Raw genomic sequence first — 21,091 nt, 5'->3', positions numbered from 1 at the left:
ACAGAAGGTTACTTCAGCAGCTCGTAGATGCCGGCGACGCCCTGGCCACCGCCCACGCAGGCCGTGACAATGCCGTACTTCTTGCCGCGCTCGCGCAACTCGTCGAAGAGTTGGATGCTGAGCTTGGCGCCGGAGCAGCCCAGCGGGTGGCCGAGGGCGATGGCGCCGCCGTTCACGTTCAGTTTCTCGGGGTCGATGCCGAGCTCGCGCACCACGGCCAGCGACTGCGAGGCGAAGGCTTCGTTCAACTCAAACAGGTCGATGTCTTCGAGTTTCAGGCCGGCTTGCTTGAGCACTTTCGGCACGGCTTTGATAGGACCCATGCCCATGATGCGCGGGTCAACGCCTTCGGTGGCGTAGTTCACCATGCGGGCGATGGGCTCCAGGTTCAGCTCCTTCACCATGCGCTCCGACATCACGAGCACGAAGGCCGCGCCGTCGGATGTCTGGGACGAGTTGCCGGCCGTGACGGTGCCGTTGGCGGCGAACACGGGGCGCAGCTTGCCCAGGGCTTCTACCGAGGTGTCGGCGCGGGGGCCTTCGTCGGTATCTACCACGTAGGAGCGGTTTTTCTTCTTACCGGTGGCCTGGTCCACGTAAGTTTCCTCTACCGTGATGGGCACGATGCTCTTGGCAAACTTGCCGGCCGCAATGGCCTTGATGGCCTTCTGATGGGAGTTATAGGAGAATTCGTCTTGGTCCTGGCGGCTGATTTTGTAGTCGTTGGCCACAGCTTCGGCGGTGAGGCCCATTCCCATGTAGTAATCCGGGTGCGCCATCGCCAGCTTGTAGTTGGGTACGGTTTTCCAACCCACGGTGGGCACCATGCTCATGCTCTCGGTGCCGCCCGCGATGATGCAGTCGGCCATGCCCGAGGAGATTTTGCCCACCGCCATGGCGATGGTCTCGACGCCGGAGCCGCAGTAGCGGTTCACAATGAGGCCGGACACGTTGATGGGCAGGGCCAGCAACGAAATCAGGCGGCCCATTTGCAGGCCCTGCTCGGCCTCAGGCACGGCGTTGCCGACGATGACATCGTCAATGCGCGTGGGGTCAAGGGCCGGCACCTGGGCCACGAGGTGTTTGATAACGGCAGCGGCGAGGTCGTCGGGCCGGGTGAAACGGAGGCCACCACGGGGGGCTTTGCCCACGGCCGTACGGTAGCCTGCTACGATATATGCGGTATTAGACATGGTCTTTATCGAATCAGAATGAATTAATTGCGCAGCGGCTTACCCGTCGTGAGAATCGACTGAATCCGCTCCAAGGTCTTGCGCTCGCCGCACAGCGACAGGAAGGCCTCACGCTCCAAGTCCAGCAGGTACTGCTCGCTCACTTCGGTAGGCGACGACAAGTCCCCGCCGCACATCACATAAGCCAGTTTGTCGGCAATGAACTGGTCGTGGGTCGAGATGTAGTTGCCCTGCTGCATGGCGTACACGCCGGTTTTGAACATGGCCAGTGCGCCTTTGCCGTGCACTTTGATGTTGGTTTTCTGCATCGGCTGGGTGTAGCCGGCATCCGCCAGGTCCAGCGCGGCCGATTTAGCGGCGGCGATAACGCGGTTGCTGTTCAGCACCACTTCATCGCCCCGGCGCAGGAAGCCCAGGTCGAAGGCCTCAGCGGCGGAGGTTGAAACCTTGGCCGTGCTGATGGTCATATAGGTGTTGCGCAACAGGTTGAATTCGGGCTCACCGTCTTCGTATTTGAGGGCGGTGCGCAGGGTCATTTCCTTGGTGCCGCCGCCGCCGGGAATCAGGCCCACGCCGAATTCCACGAGGCCGATGTAGGATTCGGCGGCTGCTACCACGCGGTCGCAGTGCAGGTTCAGCTCGCAGCCGCCGCCCAGCGTGAGGCCGTGCGGGGTGCCCACCACCGGGATGCTGCTGTAGCGCATCCGCATCATGGCCTGCTGGAACTGCTGAATCATCATGTTCAGCTCGTCGAAATCCTGGTCGAGCGCCTGCATGTAGACGAGGCCCAGGTTGGCACCGGCCGAGAAGTTCGGCGCGTCGTTGCCCACCACGAGGCCACGATAGCCGGCTTCGGCCATCTCCACACCTTTTAGCAAGCCTTGGATGACATCGGTGCCCAGCGAGTTCATCTTCGAATGGAATTCCACGTTCAGAATGCCATCGCCTAGGTCGATGACCGATGCACCGGAGTTTTTCCACAGCACTTTGCCGCTGGCCCGCAGGTTGTCGAGAATGATGAAATTCTCCACGCCCGAAATGGCCTGGTATCTCTTGCTGGCCTGGTCGTAGAACTTCCGCACGCCGTCTTCTACCTTGTAGAAGGTAGCATTGCCGGCGGCCAGCATTTCCTCTACCCACGGGGCTACGGTGCGGCTGGCCGCTTTGGCCAGGTCCACGCCGGCCTGCACACCCAGCGCATCCCAGGTTTCAAACGGGCCCAGTTCCCAGCCGAAGCCAGCGCGCAGGGCGTCGTCAATCTTATAGAGTTGGTCCGAAATTTCCGGCACGCGGTTGCTCACGTAGGCAAACAAACCGCCGAAGCTCAGGCGGTAAAACTCGCCGGCTTTGTCCTTGCCGCCCACCAGCACCTTGAAGCGGTCGGCCAGCTTCTCGATGGTTTTGGTCATTTCCAGCGTGGCGAATTTCACCTTTTGGCTCGGCTTGTACTCCAACGTGTTCAAATCCAGCGCGTGGATTTCCGACTTGCCGCCCTCCCCTTTCACTTTCTTATAGAAGCCCTGGCCAGTCTTGTCGCCCAGCCACTTGCTCTCGCCCATCTTCTTCACGAAATCGGGCAGCACGAATACGTCTTTGGCCTCGTCATCCGGCAGGCCCTGGGCCAGGCCGTTGGCCACGTTGATGGTCGTATCAAGGCCCACCACATCGGAAGTACGCAACGTGGCCGACTTCGCGTGGCCGATTACCGGGCCAGTCAGCTTATCGGTTTCCTCCACGGTTAGGCCCAGCTTCTGCATGGTTTGCATGGCGTCGAGCAGGGCCCACACGCCCACGCGGTTGGCAATGAAGCCGGGGGTGTCCTTGGCCAAAACCACTGTTTTGCCCAGGTACAAATCGCCGTAATGCTGCAGGAAATCCAGCACCTCCGGCTTGGTGTCCGGCGTCGGGATGATTTCCAGCAGCTTCAAATAGCGCGGCGGGTTGAAGAAGTGCGTGCCCGCGAAATGCTGCTTGAAATCCTCCGAGCGGCCCTCCGCCAGCAGGTGAATCGGGATGCCGCTGGTGTTGCTGGTAATGAGCGTACCCTTCTTGCGGAACTGCTCCACCCGCTCGTAGAGGCTCTTTTTGATGTCGAGGCGCTCGATAACCACCTCAATCGTCCAGTCGCAGGTGGCGATGTCCTTCAGGTTATCATCGAAGTTGCCGGTTTTGATGCGGCTGGCATCGGCCTTGCGGTAGAGCGGCGACGGGTTGGCAACGATTGCAGCCTGCAAAGCCGCATTCACAATGCGATTCTTCACCGCCGGCGCGTCGAGTTTGAGGCCCTTCTTTTCTTCGTCGGGCAGCAGCTCTTTGGGCGCGATGTCGAGCAGCAGCACCTGCACGCCGATGTTGGCGAAGTGGCAGGCAATGCGCGAGCCCATGACGCCGGAGCCGAGCACGGCCACTTTCTTGATGATTCGATTCATCCTCTTTTGGGGGTGATGAGGTGGGTGGTAATGAGTTTCTGGAAAGAATGAGAAACCGTCATGCCGGTATTGTTGAGGCATGATAGTCTATTCCATTTATTGCGAGGCTTAAGAAGCCGAAGACTCGGTACGTAACGGCTTCAGCACAAATTCTTCAAACAGGGTTTTGCCCTCAATCATGCTCGTAATCTGGGCCGCGACTTTGAAGAAAACATCCAACTGGCTCTGCGGGATTTTCTCCCGGATTTTCAGGTTGAAGTGCCGCACCGTCTGGCGCGAAACCTCTTTTTTCTCCAAGCCGAGTTCGGTCAGGAAAATGCGCACCGAGCGTTTATCCACCGAGTCGGCCTGTTTGTAAATCAAGCCTTTTTCCTCCATGCTACGCAGGATGCGGGTGAGGCTGCGGGTTTCGAGGCCCAGCAGCGGGGCGATTTTGGTGGCCGGCGTGCCGCGCTCCTGGTCGATATTGAGCAGCACGAAGCCAATGCTGGTCGTAATATCGTTTTGCGCGGCCTGGGTGTTATACATCCGCGAAATCGCGTGCCAGGCCACTTTAATGTTATAATCGACGGTTTCTTCGGGTTTCATGGGCGGGCTGATAGTGCGGTAAACTTACGAAAAATTTGTTAGGCTTGCATAACACTTAGCAAAAAAGCAGCGCGGACTTTTAGTCTGCGAATGGATTGCCCCACTCGCGGCCTAAAAGTCCGCGCTGCTTTATTTGCCTAATGGGCCGTCCGCTCGTGCGGCTCCTTCTCGGCCCGCGCATACATTCCCTCAATCGCATCCTTGTGGTTTTCGGTGATGACTTTGCGCTTCACCTTCATCGTGGGGGTCATTTCACCCGTTTCTACCGTCCACTGCTCGGGCAGAAGGGTGATTTTCTTCACTTGCTCCCATTGGGCAAAGCTTTGGTTGTACTTCTTTACGAGGCCCTCGTAGAGATCTACGATTTTTGGGTTTTTCACCAGCTCTTCGTTCGAGGCATCGGGCACGCCGTTGCGCTTGCACCAGCCTTTGAGGTCGGAGAAGGACGGAATGACCAGCGCGGCGGCAAACTTCTGGTCGGCCCCCACCACCATGGCCTGCTCGATGAGCGGGTCTTCCTTGAGCTTGCCTTCGATGACCTGCGGGGCGATGTACTTGCCGCCCGACGTTTTGAACATCTCCTTCTTACGGTCGGTGATTTTCAGAAACTTGCCGTTCACCAACTCGCCGATATCGCCGGTGTGGAACCAGCCTTCCTCGTCAAATTCCTTGGCCGTAAGCTCGGGCTGATTGTAGTATCCCTTCATCACGGAGGCCGACTTGGTCAGGATTTCGCCGTCGGCGGCGATTTTCACCTCCACATTATCGATGAGCGGGCCCACGGTGCCAATCATGTTATTCTCCGGCTCGTAGCCGCCCACAGCAATTACGGGCGAGGTCTCGGTCAGGCCGTAGCCCTCCATCACCCGGATGCCCGCCGCCCAGAACACGCGGGCCAGACGCGGCTGCAAGGCTCCGCCGCCGCTCACAATGCAGCGCAAGTTGCCGCCCAGCGCCTCGCGCCATTTATTAAAAATGAGCTTATTGGCCAGCGCCAGCTGAGTATTATAGAGAAAGCCCTGGTCTTTTTGGGTATCGTATTTCAGCCCCAAATCCAGGGCCCAGAAAAACAGGCTTTTCTTGATACCCTCCAGTTCGTGGCCCTTCTGCACGATTTTATCATACACTTTCTCCAGCAGGCGCGGCACGGTGGTAAAGATTTCGGGCTTCACCTCGCGCAGGTTGTCGGCGATGACGTCCATGTTTTCGGCGTAGTAAATACTCACGCCGTTTATCATGTACAGGTAGGTCACCATGCGCTCGAAAATGTGGCAGAGCGGCAGGAAGCTGAGCGCCTTATCTTCTTTCGTGACGGGCACGAAGCGCTGCGAGTTGCGGCAGTTGCTCAGGATGTTATCATGAGTGAGCATCACGCCTTTGGGCTGGCCGGTGGTGCCGCTGGTATAGATGAGCGTGAGCAAATCGTCGGGCTCGACGGCGGCTTTCAGCGGTTCCAGGTCGGCGGCATTCCCTTTTTTGCCAATTTCTAATAGCTCACTGAAGTGGCGGGCCCCTTCAATTTTATCGAAGGTGAAGATGTTTTCGGCGGGAATATCCAGGCCCTGCGTGGCCTCTTTCACCTTGTCGAACAGCTTTTTATCGGCCACGAACACAGCCCGCACGCCGGCATCGGTGAAGATGTACTTGTAGTCTTCAACGGTGATGCTCGGGTACATCGGCACGCTGGTGGCCCCGATTTGGGAAATGCCGAAATCGGCCATCATCCACTCCGGGCGGTTCATGCTGATAATGGCCACTTTATCGCCGCGCTTGAGGCCGAGTGACATGAGGCCCAGCGACACCAGATTGGCTTGGTCCTGTAGCTGCTGGCTGCTGATGGGCACCCATTTACCGTCGATTTTGGAGGCCAGGGCGTCGGACTTGGGCGACTCGGCAATTTGGTGGGCTAGGATATCAAAGGCGCGACGAACGTCCATGGGTGGGGTCGGATAAGGCGTATTGCGTGAAATTCAGCTTAAATAAAGCGCTTTTTTTGGGGCTACACGATGGCAGGCTAACCACATCTGTGGCATTGCTCTTACGGCTAAAAACCAAATTGACCGCGAAAACGCTCAAAAAGCCCCAAAATCCGGCTTTTTTCGGCGTAATTTTGAGCTCTAGCATTCCCGCTCCCAATGAATCTGGCCCTGTTTTTTGACCCGCTGCCGGAAACGCTGACCGAAGCCTCGCCCGCGCCTACCACGCTGGCCGCCTACGCCACCCGCTTCACCGAAACTTTTCCCGACTGGCGCACCGCCGACCTGGCCCTCATTGGCCTCGATGAGTGGCGCGGCAGCGCGGCCGGCCCGCCCAATGCCCGCCGCCACGGCCCCAACGAAGTGCGTCAGCGCTTCTACCAGCTGCAAAAAGGCTCAGGAATGCTACGCCTGGTCGACCTCGGCAACCTGCGCCCGGGCCTCACTTTGGAAGACACCTACCAGCGCCTCCGCGAAATCATCGGGGCGCTGTTGGAGGAAAATACGGTGCCCATTCTGCTCGGGGGCAGCCACGACCTAGACTACGGCCAGTTTCTGGCCTACGAAGCCCAGGACCGCACCATCAATGTAACGATAGTGGACTCGCGGCCCGATATGGCCGAGCCCGGCCCCGGCACCCCGCCCGAGGAAAGCCACCTGCGCCGCCTGCTGGTACATGAGCCCAACATCGTGTTCAGCCTGGCCCACCTCGGCCACCAGCAATACCTCACGCCGCCCGAAGTGATGGTGGCCCTCGAAAAGCTGCATTTCGATACCATGAGCGTGGGCGAGGTGCGCGCCGACCGCCGCCTGGCCGAGCCGCTGGTGCGCCAGGCCGACTTCATGAGCGTAGACATTGCCGCCATTCGCTGGCAGGACTCACCGGGCTATTACCCGGCTAACCCCTTCGGCCTGGGCAATGAGGAAGCTACGCAGCTGTGCTGGTACGCTGGTCACAACGAGCAGCTTAGCTCCTTCGGCCTCTACGGTTACCGCGCCGATGTGGACCCGAATGGCCTGGCCGCCGCCACCATCGCCACCATGCTCTGGTACTTCGTGGAAGGTTTCTATCACCGCAAGCCCGAAACCGGCTTCGGCACCTTCCGCTTCCTCACCTACACCGTGGTGCTGCCCGGCAACCCCGACAAGCTGGTGTTCTACAAGTCGCGCCGCGCCGAAAAGTGGTGGATGGAAGTGGAACGCCTCGGCGACAATGCCACTAAGCGCGTGGTGCCCTGCACGTATGAGGACTACCTGAACGCTTCGCAGGGCGACCTGCCGCAACGTTGGATTCGCTTGCAGGCGCTGTTGAGCTAGATTTCGTTGATGGAAACTTTGCCCCTACCCTCCTACACCATTCGTCAACTGGCCCTGCGGAACGGCCAGGACCGCGACGAAATCTGGGTGGCGTACCAGGGCCAGATTTACGATGTGAGCCGCTCGCGCTTGTGGCGGCGCGGCAACCACTACGAGCACTGGGCCGGCCAGGACCTGACGGCCGAACTGGACAAGGACGCGCCCCACACCGCCAACGTATTCGATAATTTCCCCGTCATTGGGGTATTGCTGTAGAACATGCTTTAGCTTGTTCACCATCTGAACTTCTTTTTTCTCTGAACATGCCAAAGCATGTTCTCCACTATGATGACCACCGAAGCGCCCTCCGAATTCAATCACCTCGAAACGCTGTCGACCACCGAGCTGCTGGCCGGCATGAATCGCCTAGACCACACCGTTCCTGATGCCGTAGCCAAAGCCCTGCCGCAAATTGAGCGGTTGGTAGAAGCTACGGTGGCCCGGCTACGCGACGGCGGGCGGCTGTTCTACATCGGGGCGGGCACCAGTGGGCGTCTGGGCGTGGTCGATGCGTCGGAGTGCCCACCTACGTTCGGGGTGCCGACCGAAATGGTGGTAGGCATCATGGCGGGTGGCGACGGGGCCATCCGGGTGGCGGTGGAAGGTGCGGAAGACGATGCTGAACAGGCCTGGAAAGACCTGCAGGCGCATAATATCACCGCGAAAGACGTGCTGGTGGGCATCGCAGCTTCGGGCCGCACGCCCTACGTCATTGGCGGGCTACAGCGGGCCCGGGCGGCCGGTTTAGCAACCGGTTGTGTGGTGTGCAACGCTGGTTCGGCAGTGGCGGCGGCAGCCGAGTTTCCGGTGGAAGTGGTGACGGGGCCGGAGTTTATCACGGGCAGCACTCGCCTGAAAGCCGGTTCGGCCCAGAAAATGACGCTCAACATGCTCACCACAGCCACTTTTATCCGCCTGGGCTACGTGCGCGGCAATAAGATGGTCGACATGAAGCTATCCAACGTGAAGCTGGTGGACCGGGGCGAACGCATGCTGATGGATGAGCTCGGCATCGGGCAAACCGAGGCGGCGGAGTTGCTCAAGCAGCACGGCAGCGTGCGCGCGGCACTGAATGCGGCCCAGCAGTAGCATATGCTTTAGCTTGTGTCTCACAGGCTTATTTTTTCGGGCGAACGATTCAGCATTTATGGCGTTTCTAGAGACGCATCAGCTATAACCGGTGCGTCCTCTGCCCTATGCACACCATCGAGCCGCACTACAACTGGATTGAGCAATATTCCGCGTCCGAAGACCCGCGTTCGCCGCTCTTCGAAGCCGAAAACAGTCTCGACACTTACACTAATACGATTTACGGCTACTACATCCACCCGCAGTGGGACAGCCTGGGGTCGGACACGCTGTTCGTCAAAATCCTCTTTGCTGATTACGAGTTAGGCATTGCCGTCCTCGAATTTATCGGCGAGTGGAATGATGCCATCGAAAACGACATCATGGAATTGAAACGGAATATCATCGATATTCTGGTGCACGAAGGCATTCGCAAGTTCATTCTCATCGGCGAAAACGTATTCAATTTCCACGGCTCCGACGATGATTATTACGAAGAATGGTACGAGGACGTGGAAGACGGCTGGATTGCGGGCATCAACTTCCAGGAGCATGTGCTGCGCGAAATGAAGCAGTACAACGTCGACAATTACGTGAACTTCGGCGGGCAGCTCGACGACCTGCCCTGGCGCACCTACGAGCCGCGCCGCCTGTTTGAAGTAGTAGATGGTTTGCTGAACCGCCGACTTGGTCTGCCCGAAACCGATTTGTAGCGTGGACTTTATAGTCCGCGTCTGGAAACGAATCACTCGCGGATTAAAAGTCCGCGCTACGGTCCAAACGCAAAAAAGCCTCTCCGTTGCCGGAGAGGCTTTTTTTTACGCTAAAGCAGCAAGAATTACTTCTTAACTTCTTCGGTCGTGGTAGTGGTGGTGGTGCCGGCAGCGGGAGCAGCAGCGTCCATTTTGTCAGCGTTGTCCTGGATGGCTTCGCCTTTGGCATCGGCCGAGTCACGTACGGCATCAGCCTTGTCTTCCATGGCATCAGCTTTGGCTTCGCCAGCTTCTTTCACGTTTTCGCCAACCTGCTCTTGTGCATCTTCTTTCTTGCTGTCGCACGACGAGAAGGTGAACGAACCGAGGGCCAGGGCGAGGAACAATACTTTTTTCATCTTGGGGTTTGTTTTAAATGTGGTTGATTTTCAAGCAACTTCTGAAGGTTTGGCCGGAGCTTAACTTCAAATTCGGGGCTTTATACCCCGACCGTAAGAAGGTAACCCGCTGCTGAAAAAAAATTGTGAAGAATGTATGAGGCCAATATAGCCTTGCTTATTTCTTGCGGAACAGGATGCCGATGGGCACGCCCGTAAAGTCAAAATGCTCGCGCATGCGGTTTTCGAGGTAGCGCACGTAGTTGGTCTGCACGTACTGCGGCAGGTTGGCGAAGAAGGCGAACACGGGGTTGTGCGTGGGCAGCTGCGTCACGTACTTGATGCGAATCATCTTGCCTTTGAGCGCGGGCGGGCCGTATTTCTCAATCTCCTTCAGCATGATGTCATTAAGCTGCGAGGTCGGGATTTTGCGGCGCTTGTTGTGGTACACTTCGATGGCCGTTTCGATGGCCTTGTGCACGCGCTGCTTGTTCAGCACCGAAATGAACACAATCGGGATGTAGGCAATCGGCGCAATCTTTTCCAGGATTTTCGCCTCGAAATCCTTGGCCGTATTGGTTTCCTTGTTCTCCACCAGGTCCCACTTGTTCACCAGAATCACGATGCCCTTGCGGTTTTTGTCGGCCAGGGTGATGATGTTCACATCCTGAGCCTCGATGCCACGGCTGGCGTCCAGCATCACGATGCAGACGTCGCACTCTTCCAAGGCGCGTAGGCTGCGCATGTTGGCGTAGAATTCCACGTCCTCGCTCACCTTGGCCTTGCGGCGCAGGCCGGCCGTATCAACTAGGATAAACTCCTTGCCGAAGGCATTGTAGCGGGCCGAAATCGAGTCGCGGGTGGTGCCGGCAATTTCCGTTACGATGCTGCGGTCTTCGCCAAGCAGCAGGTTCACGAGGCTGGATTTGCCCACGTTGGGGCGGCCCACCACGGCAATGCGTGGGATTTCCGACTCGGGCTCTTCAATGCCCGGGTCGTCGAAGTTGGCCACCACGGCATCCAGCAATTCGCCGGTGCCGTGACCGTTGGCGCTGCTGATGGCGTAGATTTCACCGTCGCCGAGGCCCAGCGAGTAGAACTCGCCCACGCCGTTGGCGCGCAGGTTGGTGTCGGCCTTGTTGGCCACCATGTAGATGGGCTTTTTGCTGATGTAGCGGCGCAGCACGTGCGCAAACTCCTCATCGAGGCCGTGCACGCCGGCTTCGGCATCTACCATGAAGAGGATAACGTCGGCCTCTTCAATGGCCAGCTTCACCTGCTTGTTGATTTCGCCCTCGAAAATATCTTCCGAATTGTGCACGTAACCGCCCGTATCAATCACGGTGAAGTTCTTGCCAATCCAGTCGCCGTAGCCGTAGTGACGGTCGCGGGTAACGCCGCTCTCGTTGTCCATGATGGCCTTGCGCTGGCCCACGAGGCGATTGAAAAGCGTGGATTTGCCCACGTTGGGCCGCCCAACGATGGCGACCGTGTTTTGCTTTGACATGATGTCTTTGCCCCAGCCGCCGACCCGACCTAGATTCGGCAGTGCCCGGGGTGTGTTAGTTATAGATGGTCGGAATATTTGTAGCGCGGACTAAAAGTCCGCGAGTAGATTACTTTAAATAACAGTTTAGTCGCGCACTAAAAGTCCGCGCTACAGGCCTATTGATACCCGAACCGGCTCAGCGCTTTGGGGTCGGTGCGCCAGTTCTCGTTCACTTTCACATACATTTCCAGAAACACTTTCTTCTGGAAAAACTTCTCCATTTCCTCGCGCGCCCAAGTGCCTACTTTCTTCAGCGCCTCGCCGCCCTGGCCGATAACGATGCCTTTCTGGGAGTTACGCTCGACGTAGATGATACCGCGAATGCGGATGATATCATCCTCTTCCTTAAACTCTTCGATAACAACTTCGCAGCTGTAGGGAATTTCTTTTTTGTAGAGCTTGAAGATTTTCTCGCGCACCATTTCGGCGGCGAAAAAGCGTTCGGGCTTGTCGGTTAGCTCGTCTTTGGGGTAGTAAGGCGGGTGGATGGGCAGGCGCTCCATCACCAGCTGTAGCACGCCGTCGGTACCGAAATGATTGAGGGCCGAGATGGGCAGCACTTCGGCGGCGTTGGGCAGCTGTTCTTTCCAGTAGGCCAGCTTGGCTTCCACTTCTTCCTGGTTGGCCTGGTCGATTTTATTGACGAGCAGAATGATGGGCGTGTCCGTCATTTTGCGCAGGCGCTCCACTACGGGTTCCTCGTCGTGCTTCTCGTAGATATCGGTCACGAAGAGCACCACGTCGGCATCTTCGAGCGACGAATACACGAAGCTCATCATGGCATTGTGCAGCTCGTATTTGGGCTGGATGATGCCGGGGGTATCAGAATAAATCAGCTGAAAATCATCGCCGTTGAGGATGCCCAGGATGCGGTGGCGCGTAGTCTGGGCCTTGCTCGTGACGATGCTGAGCCGCTCGCCCACCAACGCATTCATGAGCGTGGACTTGCCCACATTGGGCTTGCCAATGATGCTCACGAAGCCGGCGCGGTGGGGTTTAGTTTCGGGGTTCACGATGGATGGGTTTGATAATCAGGGCCGCAAAGGTACGGCTTGCGGCGCGGAAAAGCTAGGGTGGGATGGAAATCGGGCAAGTAGCAACTCGTCTGAAACCATGCCGGTTGCCAGCTGTTTGCTGGGCAAGCGCGTGTAGCGTGGACTCTGCGAGTCCGCGTTTTGGTCGAACATCCAACCACGCGCGGACTCGCAGAGTCCACGCTACACTTCCGAACTTTGCCTTAATGAATTCTCCCGCTACTCCCGGCCGCCGCATCGGCGTGCTCCTCGTCAACCTCGGCACGCCCGACTCGCCCAGCACGCCCGACGTGCGCCGCTACCTCAACGAATTCCTGACCGATGGCCGCGTGATTGACATGGCTGCCGCCATTCGATACCCGCTCTTCCAGGGCATCATCGTACCGCTACGGGCCCCGAAATCGGCTAAAATCTACCAGCAGCTCTGGGATGCCGAGCGGGGCTCGCCCCTGCTCTACCACGGGCTCGATTTGCAAGCCAAGCTGAGGGAAGTGCTGGGCAAGGACTACGTGGTGGCCTTCGGCATGCGCTACCAGAAGCCCAGCATCGAGAAGGCGCTGGAGGAGCTGCGCGATGCGGCCGTAGACCGCATCATCGTGCTGCCGCTGTTTCCGCAGTATGCGTCGGCCAGCACGGGCTCGGTGCAGGAGAAGGTGATGGACATCGTGAAAGACTGGTGGATAGTGCCGAATATCAGCTTCATCAGCACCTTTGCCGATGACCCCGGTTTCATCAGCAGCTTTGGGGCACGGGGCAAGGCCGAAATGGCCAAGCACAGCTACGACCACATCGTATTCAGCTACCACGGCATTCCGGAGCGGCACGTGCTGAAGGGCAGCTTTAAGGGCTACTGCAAGCTGGGCACCTGCTGCGCCAGCTACAATAAGAACAACCGCTACTGTTACCGGGCGCAGTGCTTCGCAACTTCGCGCCTGCTGGCCGCCGAGCTGGGCCTGCGCGACGACCAGTACACCGTCACCTTCCAGAGCCGCCTGCAAAGCCGCCTGCGCGACCCCTGGCTCCAACCCTACACCGACGAGGTTATCAAAGAATTCCCGGCCAAAGGCATTAATAATGTGCTGGCCTTCTCCCCCGCCTTCGTGGCCGACTGTTTGGAGACGACCATCGAAGTGGGCGAGGAATTTAAGGAAATGTTCGAGCAGGCCGGCGGGAAGCACTGGCAGCTGGTGCCTTCGCTGAACTCAGAGCCATACTGGGTGGAGGCCGTGGCCAATATGATTCGGCAGAATTAGGCACGTAAACAATCGAATAGCTAAAGAAGGCGCTGTTGAGCTTAGCTCGGCAGCGCCTTCTTTTATTTTCATATTTCTATTAACGCGCCTTGTGTAACTTTAAGGTTTCTTAATCAGCAAATTCCCACCCAGATGCGCATTCGTTACACTTTAGCACTTGCTTTCGGGCTACTGGCCGGCACACAGGCTCAAGCTCAGCAAGTCGTTAAAATTCTATTTGATGCCACCAAAGCCCAAACCGCTGGCAATGCCGATTGGGTGATTGATTCTGATGTTTCGGGCAGTCCCCAGCGCCTGCCCACGCCCGCGCAAAGCACCATCACGGCCAGCACGCCGGAAACGTACTGGACCGGTGCCCTCTCCTCTTGGGGCATTGCCTTGGTGAAGCGCGGCTATCAGGTCGAAACGCTGCCCAGCAGCGGCCGCATCACCTACGGCGATGCAACGAATGCCCAGGACCTGCGCAACTACGCCACCTACATCGTGGACGAGCCCAACACGCGCTACACTGCCGCTGAAAAAACGGCCATTCTGAGCTATGTGCGCAACGGCGGCGGCTTGTTCATGATTTCGGACCACACCATTTCGGACCGCAACGGCGATGGATGGGATTCGCCCGCCATCTGGAACGACCTCATGGCCTCGGCCAGTCCCGTCAACCCGTTCGGCATCACCTTCGACCTCAATAATCTCGTCTTCACCACCGGCGTGGGCGCGGCCACCGCGCCGGCCGACTCGCTGCTACACGGCCCCGCCGGCAACCCCGTGGCGATGGAATACCATAACGGCGCCAGCATAACCCTCGACCCCACCGCCAATGCCAGCGTACGCGGAGCCTTGTTCAAGCCCGGCGCGGCCACTACCGGCACCACCGGGACCATCGTGGCGCGGGCCCGCTACGGCCGGGGCCGCGTGGTCGCCCTCGGCGATTCGTCGCCGCCCGACGATGGTTCGGGCGCGCCCGGCAACAGCCTGTATGACGGCTGGGCTGCCGAAGCCAACGGCGACCACGCCCGCATCCTCCTCAACGCCACCATCTGGTTGGCTACGCCCAACCGCACCGCCACCGCCACGCGCCGCGCCACCGAGGCTGATTTCAGCATCTATCCCAATCCCAGTACCGACGCATTTTTTATCAGCGGCAACGTGCTGCCGACGGAAATTCGCTGCCACAATGCCGTGGGGCAGGAATTTGCTGTAAGTAGCACGGCGGCCGGAGCGGGTGCCGTGCGGGTGCAAACGACTGGGCTGGCTCCGGGCCTCTACGTGCTCAGCCTGCGCCTGCCCGATGGGCAGATACTCACCCGCCGCATTGCGCGGCAATAATTTCCGACCAGTTCAGGAAGCCCGGCGGCGATTGTAGAAGCTATCTGCGTCGAATGAATCCTGCTCGTAGAAGCGCGGGTTGGCGGTGGTGCTTTCCTTGCCCAAGGCCCGCAGCATGGCTTCCTCGTACTCGCGGGTAATCTGGACTTCGACGTAGTGCGGGTAATTCAGCACGGATTCAGCATTGAGTGCGGGCACGAATACGTTGTCGCCGTCTTCATCCAGCGCAGCGGCTCCTATGGGCAGCAGAATGTGGTTTTCGTGGTCATTGAGGTTGAAACGGCTATCCAGCTCTACGTCCAGGTAGCGCACTTTCATGGCCTCGGGCTCCACAATCAACTCGAAGACGGTGCCCAGGGCCTGGCCATCGGAGCCGCGCACGGTCCAGCCGCGCACGTCGGGGTTGCCATCGGCCACTTCAAAATCGGTGAGGTCGCGCAAGCGGCGCAGGACGGGAGTTTCCATGGGAAGGTTAGTATTCGGTAGTGGGTAGTTAGTAATCAGATATAAGGTGGAATGGGCAGCTGACTACTGATTGCCCACTACTGAATACCGCTTTTACTGTTTCGGCTCGCTGAGCACGCGCACGGCAGCGGCAGCCTGGGTCAAAAACTGCTGATTCTGGCGTTGCTCAGCCGCCGTGGCGCTGCGGCCGGATAGCTGGCCCGCGAGGCTTACCAACGCATTGGCCTGCTCTTCCAATTCGGGATAAGCCTTTTGCTGCATGGCCCGGATAAGGCCTGCCACCGCCACAAAGCCGGGGCGCAGGCTGGTATTGGGCTCGCCGAGGCGGGCGGTGGCGCTGGTTAGGTTGTCGCGCTGCTCGGTGGTGGTAGGGTCGCGCAGGTCGTCGCGGTCGGTGAGCGACACTAGTACGCCAGTCAGTTTTTGCAGTCCATTGCGGGCATAGTCGGGCGCGGCGGGGTCAGAAGCGGCTTGCGTGGCCAGAGAGGCCGCCGTTTCGGTGCTCCCGGCATCCTGGGTGGTGTCGCCCTGCGGAATGGCATCAATGGCGGCGCGACGTGTGGCCTGGTCTACAGCCGCGGCGGCGACCAACGTGTCCGGAGCAGTAGCGGGAGTAGCTGCTTCGGGAGTAGCCACGGGCGGCGCGGGCTCATCGGCCGGGTCGGGACGCAGGAAGAAATAAGCGGCCACTGCCACCACTACGGCCGCCAGCAGCACCAGCAGCCACGGGCTGGGCGAAGATTTTTTGCGTTGAATATTGATATCAGCCATGCAGAAATAAGTTGTCGACGTAGTTTACGGAAGGAGCCGAAAAGTAGTCATCATTAAGCCAGGCAACACGGTTTGCCAAGGCACCCAATCTCAGGCCTCGTCAAAGACCTAAAAAAAAGTCCGGCTACATCTGAAATGCAGCCGGACTTTGTCTATTTAAACGAGGCAAGCCACCTACACTGCCACCGGCCGGTATAGCTTGGCCAGCACGGCCACGGCATAGTCTACTTCGGCTTCGGTATTCATCTTGCTCATCGAGAAGCGCACGGTGGCGCGGTCGGGGTCGCAGCCCAAGGCCTCCAGCACGTGCGAGCCGGCCTGCGCCCCGCTGGTACAAGCCGAGCCACCCGAAGCCGCCACCTTACTGATATCAAGGTTAAACAACAGCATTTCGCTGATGGCCGACGGCGGCAGGCTCACGCTCAGCACCGTGTATAGGCTCTTGTCGGCGTATTCCGACAAGCCGTTGAACTGCACATCCCCCACCTCAGCGCGCAGCTTTTCGATGAAGCGGGTTTTCAGGGCCTGCACCTGCGCGTGGTGAGCCGCCAGGTCGCGCACCGCAATTTCCAGCGCCTTGGCCAAACCCACGATGCCGTACACGTTTTCGGTGCCCGAGCGCACATTGCGCTCCTGCGAACCGCCGTGGATGAGCGGGCTCACCTGCAAGCCGCTGCGGGTGTAGATGAACCCCACGCCCTTCGGCCCATGAAATTTGTGCGCCGAACCCACCATAAAGTGATTTTTCAGCTGCTGCACGTCGTGCCGGTAGTGGCCCATCGTCTGCACCGTATCGGTGTGAAAGATGGCATCGTACCGGGCACAGATATCGCCGATGGCAGCAATGTCGTTGAGGTTGCCGATTTCGTTGTTGGCGTGCATCAGGCTCACGAAGGTGCGCGACTGCGTGGCCAGTAGCTCTTCCAGATGGCCCAAATCCAGCGCGCCCTGCGCGTCATGTTTCACATAGTGCAACTCAATCTCGCCGCTCTTGGCCAGCGCCTGTAAGGGGTGCAGCACGGCGTGATGCTCCAGCGGCGAGGTGATGGCGTGCTTCAGCCCCAGCGTCCGCACACTGCCAAAGGCGGCGTAGTTGTCGGCCTCGGTACCGCCGCTGGTGAAGATGATTTCGGCCGGCGCGGCATTCAGCAGGTGCGCCACCGTCTTGCGGGCATTCTCGATGGCGGCACGCACCTGCCGGCCGGGGCCGTGCAGGCTGCTGGGGTTGCCGTAGTGATTCTGCAGAAATGGCAGCATAGCCTCCAGCACTTCGGGGTCGAGGGGCGTGGTGGCAGCGTTGTCGAAATAAACGAAAGCGGGGGCGGTGGGGGAAGTTGTCGTCATAGATGTCATTTCAGCAGAAAAAGTCAGAAGCCGGGCGTGGGTGCACCCGGCTTCTATCAAGCTATACACAAATACAAATTTCGGCTTTCAAACTGAAACCAGCCCACAGTAGCCGCTCTAATTGGGCAGAACACCGACTAATTAACTCTTGGCAGCAATAATCTCCTTGATATCACCAATAATTTTCTGGGCCAGATAATCGGCCGTAGAATTCGAATCCGATTCGGCGTAGATGCGAATAATGGGCTCGGTGTTGGATTTGCGCAGGTGAACCCACTCCTTATCGAACTCAATTTTCACGCCGTCAATCGTGTTCACCGGCTGCTTGGCGTAGCGCTGCTCCATTTTGGTCAGCACATCGTCGGTATTGATGTCGGCCGTCAGCTCAATCTTATTTTTTGAGATGAAATAGCTCGGGTACGAGTTGCGCAGGCGGCTCACCGTGAGGCCAGTTTTGGCCAGGTGCGTCAGGAACAGCGCAATGCCCACCAAGGCATCGCGGCCGTAGTGGAGCTCGGGATAGATGATACCGCCGTTGCCCTCACCGCCGATTACGGCGTTGGTTTCCTTCATTTTAGTCACCACGTTCACCTCGCCTACGGCGGCGGCCGAGTAGCTGCCGCCGGCCTTCTCCGTCACATCGCGCAGGGCGCGGGTGCTGCTCAGGTTACTCACGGTGTTGCCACCGCCCAGGCTTTTCAGCACGTAGTCGGCCACGGCCACCAGCGTGTATTCTTCGCCGAACATTTCGCCGTTTTCGCTCACCAGCGCCAGGCGGTCCACGTCGGGGTCCACCACGATGCCGAGGTCGAAGCCGCCTTTTTCCAGCACTTTGGCGATGTCGCGCAAGTGCTCGGGCAGCGGCTCAGGGTTGTGGGCAAAGTCGCCGGTGGGCTCGCAGTGCAGCTTCTCAATCGTCGTCACGCCCAGCGCTTCCAGCAGCTGCGGCACGGCAAAGCCGCCCGAGGAGTTCACCGCATCCACCACCACCCGGAAGTTGCGGGCCTTGATGGCCGCCACATCCACCAGCGGCAGCGCCAGAATGGCCTTGATATGCTTTTTGAGGAAAGTCGCGTCCGTAGTGTACTGGCCCAGCTTGGTCACGGGCGCAAAGTCGAAGTCCTCGCTTTCGGCCGAAGCCAGCACCTGTTGTCCATCAGCTTCCGAGATGAATTCGCCGGTTGCGTTCAGCAGTTTCAGCGCGTTCCACTGCTTCGGGTTGTGCGAGGCGGTGAGAATAATGCCGCCGGCCGCCTTCTTGGCAGGCACCGCCATTTCCACAGTGGGCGTGGTGCTCAGGCCCAGGTCGCACACATCGAGGCCGAGGCCTTGCAGTGTAGCAGCCACCAGGCGGCTCACCATATCGCCCGAAATGCGGGCATCGCGGCCGATGACAATCAGCTTGCTATCGGTATTCTGGGTTTTAACCCAGGTGCCATACGCCGCAGCGTACTTCACCACGTCGAGCGGCGTGAGGCCCTGGCCCACCGGCCCGCCAATGGTGCCACGAATGCCGGAAATAGATTTTATTAAAGTCACGGAGGTAGTTAATTTGAAAGACCAAAATTAGGCATTAGCAACCGGTTGGCGTCACAGAGTTTTATCTTTGGAATAATGGAAAACCTTACGCCCCCCACTAGTTCCCTGTTGGCCAGCACGCGCCGCCCGGCCCAGCTCGAAGCTTTCGGCCGCCTGCTCGACGTGCTCGACCGTCTCCGCACCGAATGCCCCTGGGATAAAAAGCAGACGCTGCAATCCCTGCGGCACCTCACCATCGAGGAAACCTACGAAATCAGCGACGCCATTCTGCGCGACGACCTCCCCGACCTCAAAAAGGAGCTCGGCGACGTCATGCTTCACCTGACTTTCTACGCCCGCATCGCCGCCGAACGAGGAGCGTTCGACATCGCCGATGTGCTTAATGCACAGTGCGAAAAGTTAATTTACCGCCATCCGCACATTTACGGCGACGTGCAGGCCGACGATGAAGAGACGGTAAAGCGCAATTGGGAGCAACTCAAGCTCAAGGAAAAAGGCAATACCACCGGAGTTCTCGGCGGCGTGCCCACCTCCCTGCCCGCGCTGGTGAAAGCCATGCGCATTCAGGAAAAAGCCCGGGGCGCGGGCTTCGATTGGGAGCAGCCCGAGCAGGTATGGGACAAAGTGCAGGAAGAATTAAACGAGTTTGGCGCGGAGTACAACCACGGCAATCCCGACCGGATGGACGCCGAAAAAGCGGCCGACGAATTCGGCGATTTGCTCTTTTCGCTGGTCAATTTTGCCCGCTTCGCCGGCATCAATCCCGAGGAAGCACTAGAGCGCACCAACCGCAAGTTTATCAGCCGCTTTCAGTACCTGGAAACCGCCGCCGCCGCCAATAATGAGCGCCTCGCCGACCTCTCCCTGGCCCAGATGGATGTGTACTGGGAAGAAGCCAAACGCCGCCCAACTCAACCCAAAGGCACAGTTTAGCGTTGGGGAAACTTCATCCAACTTTCATTGCAATTCTAGTGGGTGCAGGCAAGTTTTCTTTGGTCAGGCCGCACTTTTTGGTTAGGTTTGCCCAGCTAAGACGGCTCGTCGGGTAGTTTAGACTTCGGTAAGTGCTATTTTAATCCTCTCATTACGGGATTATCGATTGTCTTTTTGCCGTCGCCTGCGCTCCCAACCAACTTTTTGCATTTTCTTTACCCACTCAATTCAACTACTTCACTCAATAACCCCAAACACTCCGGCACAATGGAACAGAAAAATGCCATGAATACGAGCCCACGGCCCGCCGCAACGGCCGCCAAAGCCGAAGCCCAAAGCAGCGGTGGCGCCTCGCTGTTCTCCGTGATAGTTATCATTTTGGCCTTCATCATCAGCTATATCGTTTACAAATTTGTTTTCGGTGATGGTAGCCACTTCCAGGGCGGTAACAGCGAAAACAACCCCAACCCCGGCGATTACCTCGGTGTGATTTACAAGGGCGGTGTTATCGTTCCGTTCCTGCTCACCATGTTCCTCTGCGTTATCACGTTCTCGATTGAGCGCATGCTGACCATCGCCAAGGCTAAAGGCTCGAAAGGCATTGAGAGCTTCGTACGCACCGTGCGTCAGAAGCTGAACGCCAACGACATCAACGGTGCCCTGGCTGCCTGCGACGCGCAGAAAGGCTCGGTTGCCAACGTGGTGAAAGCCGGTCTGATGAAGTACAACGAGATGACTCGTGAGCGCAACATGACCACCGACCAGAAAGTACTGGCCATCCAGAAAGAAATCGAGGAAAGCACCGCGCTGGAACTGCCCATGCTGGAGAAAAACCTGGTTATCATCTCGACCATCGCTTCGATTGCAACCCTGACCGGTCTGCTCGGCACGGTATTCGGCATGATTCGCGCCTTCGCCGCTCTGGCGCAGGCTGGTACTCCCGACGCAGTTGCACTGGCAAACGGTATCTCGGAAGCTCTGATTAACACGGCACTGGGTATCGGCACCTCGGCCCTGGCCATCGTGGCTTACAACTACTTCACCAGCAAAATTGACGAGCTGACCTACAGCATCGACGAGGCTGGCTTCAGCATCATCCAGACGTTCGCTGGCCAGCACGGCCAGACCACGGCTACCCAGACGGTTTAATTCCGTTTGCGCAGCTACTGGCTGATGC

General features: G+C 58.5%; 19 protein-coding genes. 8 read left to right on the top strand and 11 right to left on the bottom strand.

The genetic code is table 11. The annotated features are described in order from the left end of the window. Positions 1 to 8 precede the first annotated feature (8 nt). The 4 genes from AAFH49_RS07865 to AAFH49_RS07850 form a co-directional block, all read right to left on the bottom strand. Entirely contained in the window at positions 9 to 1,193 is a 1,185-nt protein-coding gene (locus AAFH49_RS07865; protein ID WP_201983696.1) for a thiolase family protein, read from the bottom strand. A 23-nt stretch (positions 1,194 to 1,216) separates the two neighbouring features. Then, positions 1,217 to 3,622 (bottom strand): 3-hydroxyacyl-CoA dehydrogenase/enoyl-CoA hydratase family protein, encoded by a 2,406-nt coding sequence (locus AAFH49_RS07860; protein ID WP_342297121.1) that lies wholly within the window; start codon positions 3,620 to 3,622, stop codon positions 1,217 to 1,219. Positions 3,623 to 3,730: 108 nt separating this feature from the next. Then, positions 3,731 to 4,210, bottom strand: a complete 480-nt coding sequence (locus AAFH49_RS07855) for a MarR family winged helix-turn-helix transcriptional regulator (RefSeq protein WP_342297119.1) — start codon at positions 4,208 to 4,210, stop codon at positions 3,731 to 3,733. Positions 4,211 to 4,347: 137 nt separating this feature from the next. After that, positions 4,348 to 6,147, bottom strand: coding sequence for an AMP-dependent synthetase/ligase (locus tag AAFH49_RS07850; RefSeq protein ID WP_342297117.1), 1,800 nt, complete (start codon positions 6,145 to 6,147; stop codon positions 4,348 to 4,350). Positions 6,148 to 6,345: 198 nt separating this feature from the next. On the opposite strand from AAFH49_RS07850, the gene AAFH49_RS07845 reads away from it, so the two are divergent. From AAFH49_RS07845 to AAFH49_RS07830, 4 genes are all read left to right on the top strand, one after another. Beyond that, on the top strand, positions 6,346 to 7,503 hold the full coding sequence (locus tag AAFH49_RS07845; protein WP_342297115.1) for a formimidoylglutamase: 1,158 nt from the start codon (positions 6,346 to 6,348) through the stop codon (positions 7,501 to 7,503). Between the two features lie 9 nt (positions 7,504 to 7,512). Next, the gene (locus AAFH49_RS07840) at positions 7,513 to 7,758 is read left to right on the top strand and encodes a cytochrome b5 domain-containing protein (RefSeq protein WP_342297114.1); all 246 of its coding nucleotides are present in this window, start codon (positions 7,513 to 7,515) and stop codon (positions 7,756 to 7,758) included. A gap of 72 nt (positions 7,759 to 7,830) precedes the next feature. Beyond that, positions 7,831 to 8,631 (top strand): N-acetylmuramic acid 6-phosphate etherase, encoded by an 801-nt coding sequence (gene murQ, locus AAFH49_RS07835; RefSeq protein ID WP_342297135.1) that lies wholly within the window; start codon positions 7,831 to 7,833, stop codon positions 8,629 to 8,631. A 107-nt stretch (positions 8,632 to 8,738) separates the two neighbouring features. After that, a complete protein-coding gene (locus AAFH49_RS07830; RefSeq protein ID WP_342297112.1) occupies positions 8,739 to 9,323 on the top strand; it encodes a hypothetical protein in 585 nt (194 codons plus the stop codon). A 125-nt stretch (positions 9,324 to 9,448) separates the two neighbouring features. On the opposite strand, the gene AAFH49_RS07825 is transcribed toward AAFH49_RS07830, so the two are convergent. The 3 genes from AAFH49_RS07825 to era all read right to left on the bottom strand — a co-directional run bounded on the left by AAFH49_RS07825 (position 9,449) and on the right by era (position 12,262). After that, positions 9,449 to 9,721: a hypothetical protein gene (locus tag AAFH49_RS07825; protein WP_342297110.1), complete on the bottom strand. Its 273-nt coding sequence runs from the start codon at positions 9,719 to 9,721 to the stop codon at positions 9,449 to 9,451. Between the two features lie 157 nt (positions 9,722 to 9,878). Beyond that, a complete protein-coding gene (gene der / locus AAFH49_RS07820; RefSeq protein WP_342297109.1) occupies positions 9,879 to 11,207 on the bottom strand; it encodes a ribosome biogenesis GTPase Der in 1,329 nt (442 codons plus the stop codon). A gap of 158 nt (positions 11,208 to 11,365) precedes the next feature. Continuing rightward, positions 11,366 to 12,262 carry a GTPase Era gene (gene era / locus AAFH49_RS07815; protein WP_342297107.1) on the bottom strand — a complete coding sequence of 299 codons (897 nt, stop codon included), beginning with the start codon at positions 12,260 to 12,262 and terminating at the stop codon, positions 11,366 to 11,368. 227 nt (positions 12,263 to 12,489) lie between these two features. On the opposite strand from era, the gene hemH reads away from it, so the two are divergent. Continuing rightward, positions 12,490 to 13,536 (top strand): ferrochelatase, encoded by a 1,047-nt coding sequence (hemH, locus tag AAFH49_RS07810; RefSeq protein ID WP_342297106.1) that lies wholly within the window; start codon positions 12,490 to 12,492, stop codon positions 13,534 to 13,536. Between the two features lie 132 nt (positions 13,537 to 13,668). After that, the gene (locus AAFH49_RS07805; protein WP_342297104.1) at positions 13,669 to 14,862 is read left to right on the top strand and encodes a T9SS type A sorting domain-containing protein; all 1,194 of its coding nucleotides are present in this window, start codon (positions 13,669 to 13,671) and stop codon (positions 14,860 to 14,862) included. Between the two features lie 12 nt (positions 14,863 to 14,874). Here AAFH49_RS07805 and AAFH49_RS07800 read toward each other — a convergent pair whose 3' ends face one another. From AAFH49_RS07800 to glmM, 4 genes are all read right to left on the bottom strand, one after another. Next, complete coding sequence (locus AAFH49_RS07800; RefSeq protein WP_342297102.1) at positions 14,875 to 15,327, bottom strand: PRC-barrel domain-containing protein; 453 nt, start codon at positions 15,325 to 15,327, stop codon at positions 14,875 to 14,877. Positions 15,328 to 15,420: 93 nt separating this feature from the next. Further along, on the bottom strand, positions 15,421 to 16,098 hold the full coding sequence (locus AAFH49_RS07795; RefSeq protein WP_342297101.1) for a hypothetical protein: 678 nt from the start codon (positions 16,096 to 16,098) through the stop codon (positions 15,421 to 15,423). 174 nt (positions 16,099 to 16,272) lie between these two features. Continuing rightward, entirely contained in the window at positions 16,273 to 17,442 is a 1,170-nt protein-coding gene (locus tag AAFH49_RS07790; protein WP_342297100.1) for a cysteine desulfurase family protein, read from the bottom strand. Between the two features lie 141 nt (positions 17,443 to 17,583). After that, positions 17,584 to 18,981 carry a phosphoglucosamine mutase gene (glmM, locus tag AAFH49_RS07785; RefSeq protein ID WP_342297099.1) on the bottom strand — a complete coding sequence of 466 codons (1,398 nt, stop codon included), beginning with the start codon at positions 18,979 to 18,981 and terminating at the stop codon, positions 17,584 to 17,586. 75 nt (positions 18,982 to 19,056) lie between these two features. Here glmM and mazG point away from each other — a divergent pair, with 75 nt between their 5' ends. Next, entirely contained in the window at positions 19,057 to 19,914 is an 858-nt protein-coding gene (mazG, locus tag AAFH49_RS07780; protein WP_342297098.1) for a nucleoside triphosphate pyrophosphohydrolase, read from the top strand. A gap of 267 nt (positions 19,915 to 20,181) precedes the next feature. Next, positions 20,182 to 21,063: a MotA/TolQ/ExbB proton channel family protein gene (locus AAFH49_RS07775; RefSeq protein WP_425293324.1), complete on the top strand. Its 882-nt coding sequence runs from the start codon at positions 20,182 to 20,184 to the stop codon at positions 21,061 to 21,063. Positions 21,064 to 21,091: the final 28 nt, after the last annotated feature.

The organism is Hymenobacter segetis, from assembly GCF_038448715.1.
Lineage (GTDB): Bacteria > Bacteroidota > Bacteroidia > Cytophagales > Hymenobacteraceae > Hymenobacter > Hymenobacter segetis.
Note: the sequence above shows the minus strand (reverse complement) of the source record. Positions and strands in the feature narration are given on the sequence as shown.

Bases quoted from the DNA above. Each gene is read 5' to 3' on its own strand.
- AAFH49_RS07845 (WP_342297115.1), top strand. From the start codon at position 6,346: ATGAATCTGGCCCTGTTTTTTGACCCGCTGCCGGAAACGCTGACCGAA.
- AAFH49_RS07850 (WP_342297117.1), bottom strand. From the start codon at position 6,147: ATGGACGTTCGTCGCGCCTTTGATATCCTAGCCCACCAAATTGCCGAG.
- AAFH49_RS07800 (WP_342297102.1), bottom strand. From the start codon at position 15,327: ATGGAAACTCCCGTCCTGCGCCGCTTGCGCGACCTCACCGATTTTGAA.
- AAFH49_RS07855 (WP_342297119.1), bottom strand. From the start codon at position 4,210: ATGAAACCCGAAGAAACCGTCGATTATAACATTAAAGTGGCCTGGCAC.
- AAFH49_RS07830 (WP_342297112.1), top strand. From the start codon at position 8,739: ATGCACACCATCGAGCCGCACTACAACTGGATTGAGCAATATTCCGCG.
- murQ (WP_342297135.1), top strand. From the start codon at position 7,831: ATGACCACCGAAGCGCCCTCCGAATTCAATCACCTCGAAACGCTGTCG.
- AAFH49_RS07825 (WP_342297110.1), bottom strand. From the start codon at position 9,721: ATGAAAAAAGTATTGTTCCTCGCCCTGGCCCTCGGTTCGTTCACCTTC.
- der (WP_342297109.1), bottom strand. From the start codon at position 11,207: ATGTCAAAGCAAAACACGGTCGCCATCGTTGGGCGGCCCAACGTGGGC.
- hemH (WP_342297106.1), top strand. From the start codon at position 12,490: ATGAATTCTCCCGCTACTCCCGGCCGCCGCATCGGCGTGCTCCTCGTC.
- AAFH49_RS07775 (WP_425293324.1), top strand. From the start codon at position 20,182: ATGGAACAGAAAAATGCCATGAATACGAGCCCACGGCCCGCCGCAACG.
- AAFH49_RS07865 (WP_201983696.1), bottom strand. From the start codon at position 1,193: ATGTCTAATACCGCATATATCGTAGCAGGCTACCGTACGGCCGTGGGC.
- AAFH49_RS07790 (WP_342297100.1), bottom strand. From the start codon at position 17,442: ATGACGACAACTTCCCCCACCGCCCCCGCTTTCGTTTATTTCGACAAC.
- AAFH49_RS07840 (WP_342297114.1), top strand. From the start codon at position 7,513: ATGGAAACTTTGCCCCTACCCTCCTACACCATTCGTCAACTGGCCCTG.
- AAFH49_RS07805 (WP_342297104.1), top strand. From the start codon at position 13,669: ATGCGCATTCGTTACACTTTAGCACTTGCTTTCGGGCTACTGGCCGGC.
- mazG (WP_342297098.1), top strand. From the start codon at position 19,057: ATGGAAAACCTTACGCCCCCCACTAGTTCCCTGTTGGCCAGCACGCGC.
- AAFH49_RS07860 (WP_342297121.1), bottom strand. From the start codon at position 3,622: ATGAATCGAATCATCAAGAAAGTGGCCGTGCTCGGCTCCGGCGTCATG.
- AAFH49_RS07795 (WP_342297101.1), bottom strand. From the start codon at position 16,098: ATGGCTGATATCAATATTCAACGCAAAAAATCTTCGCCCAGCCCGTGG.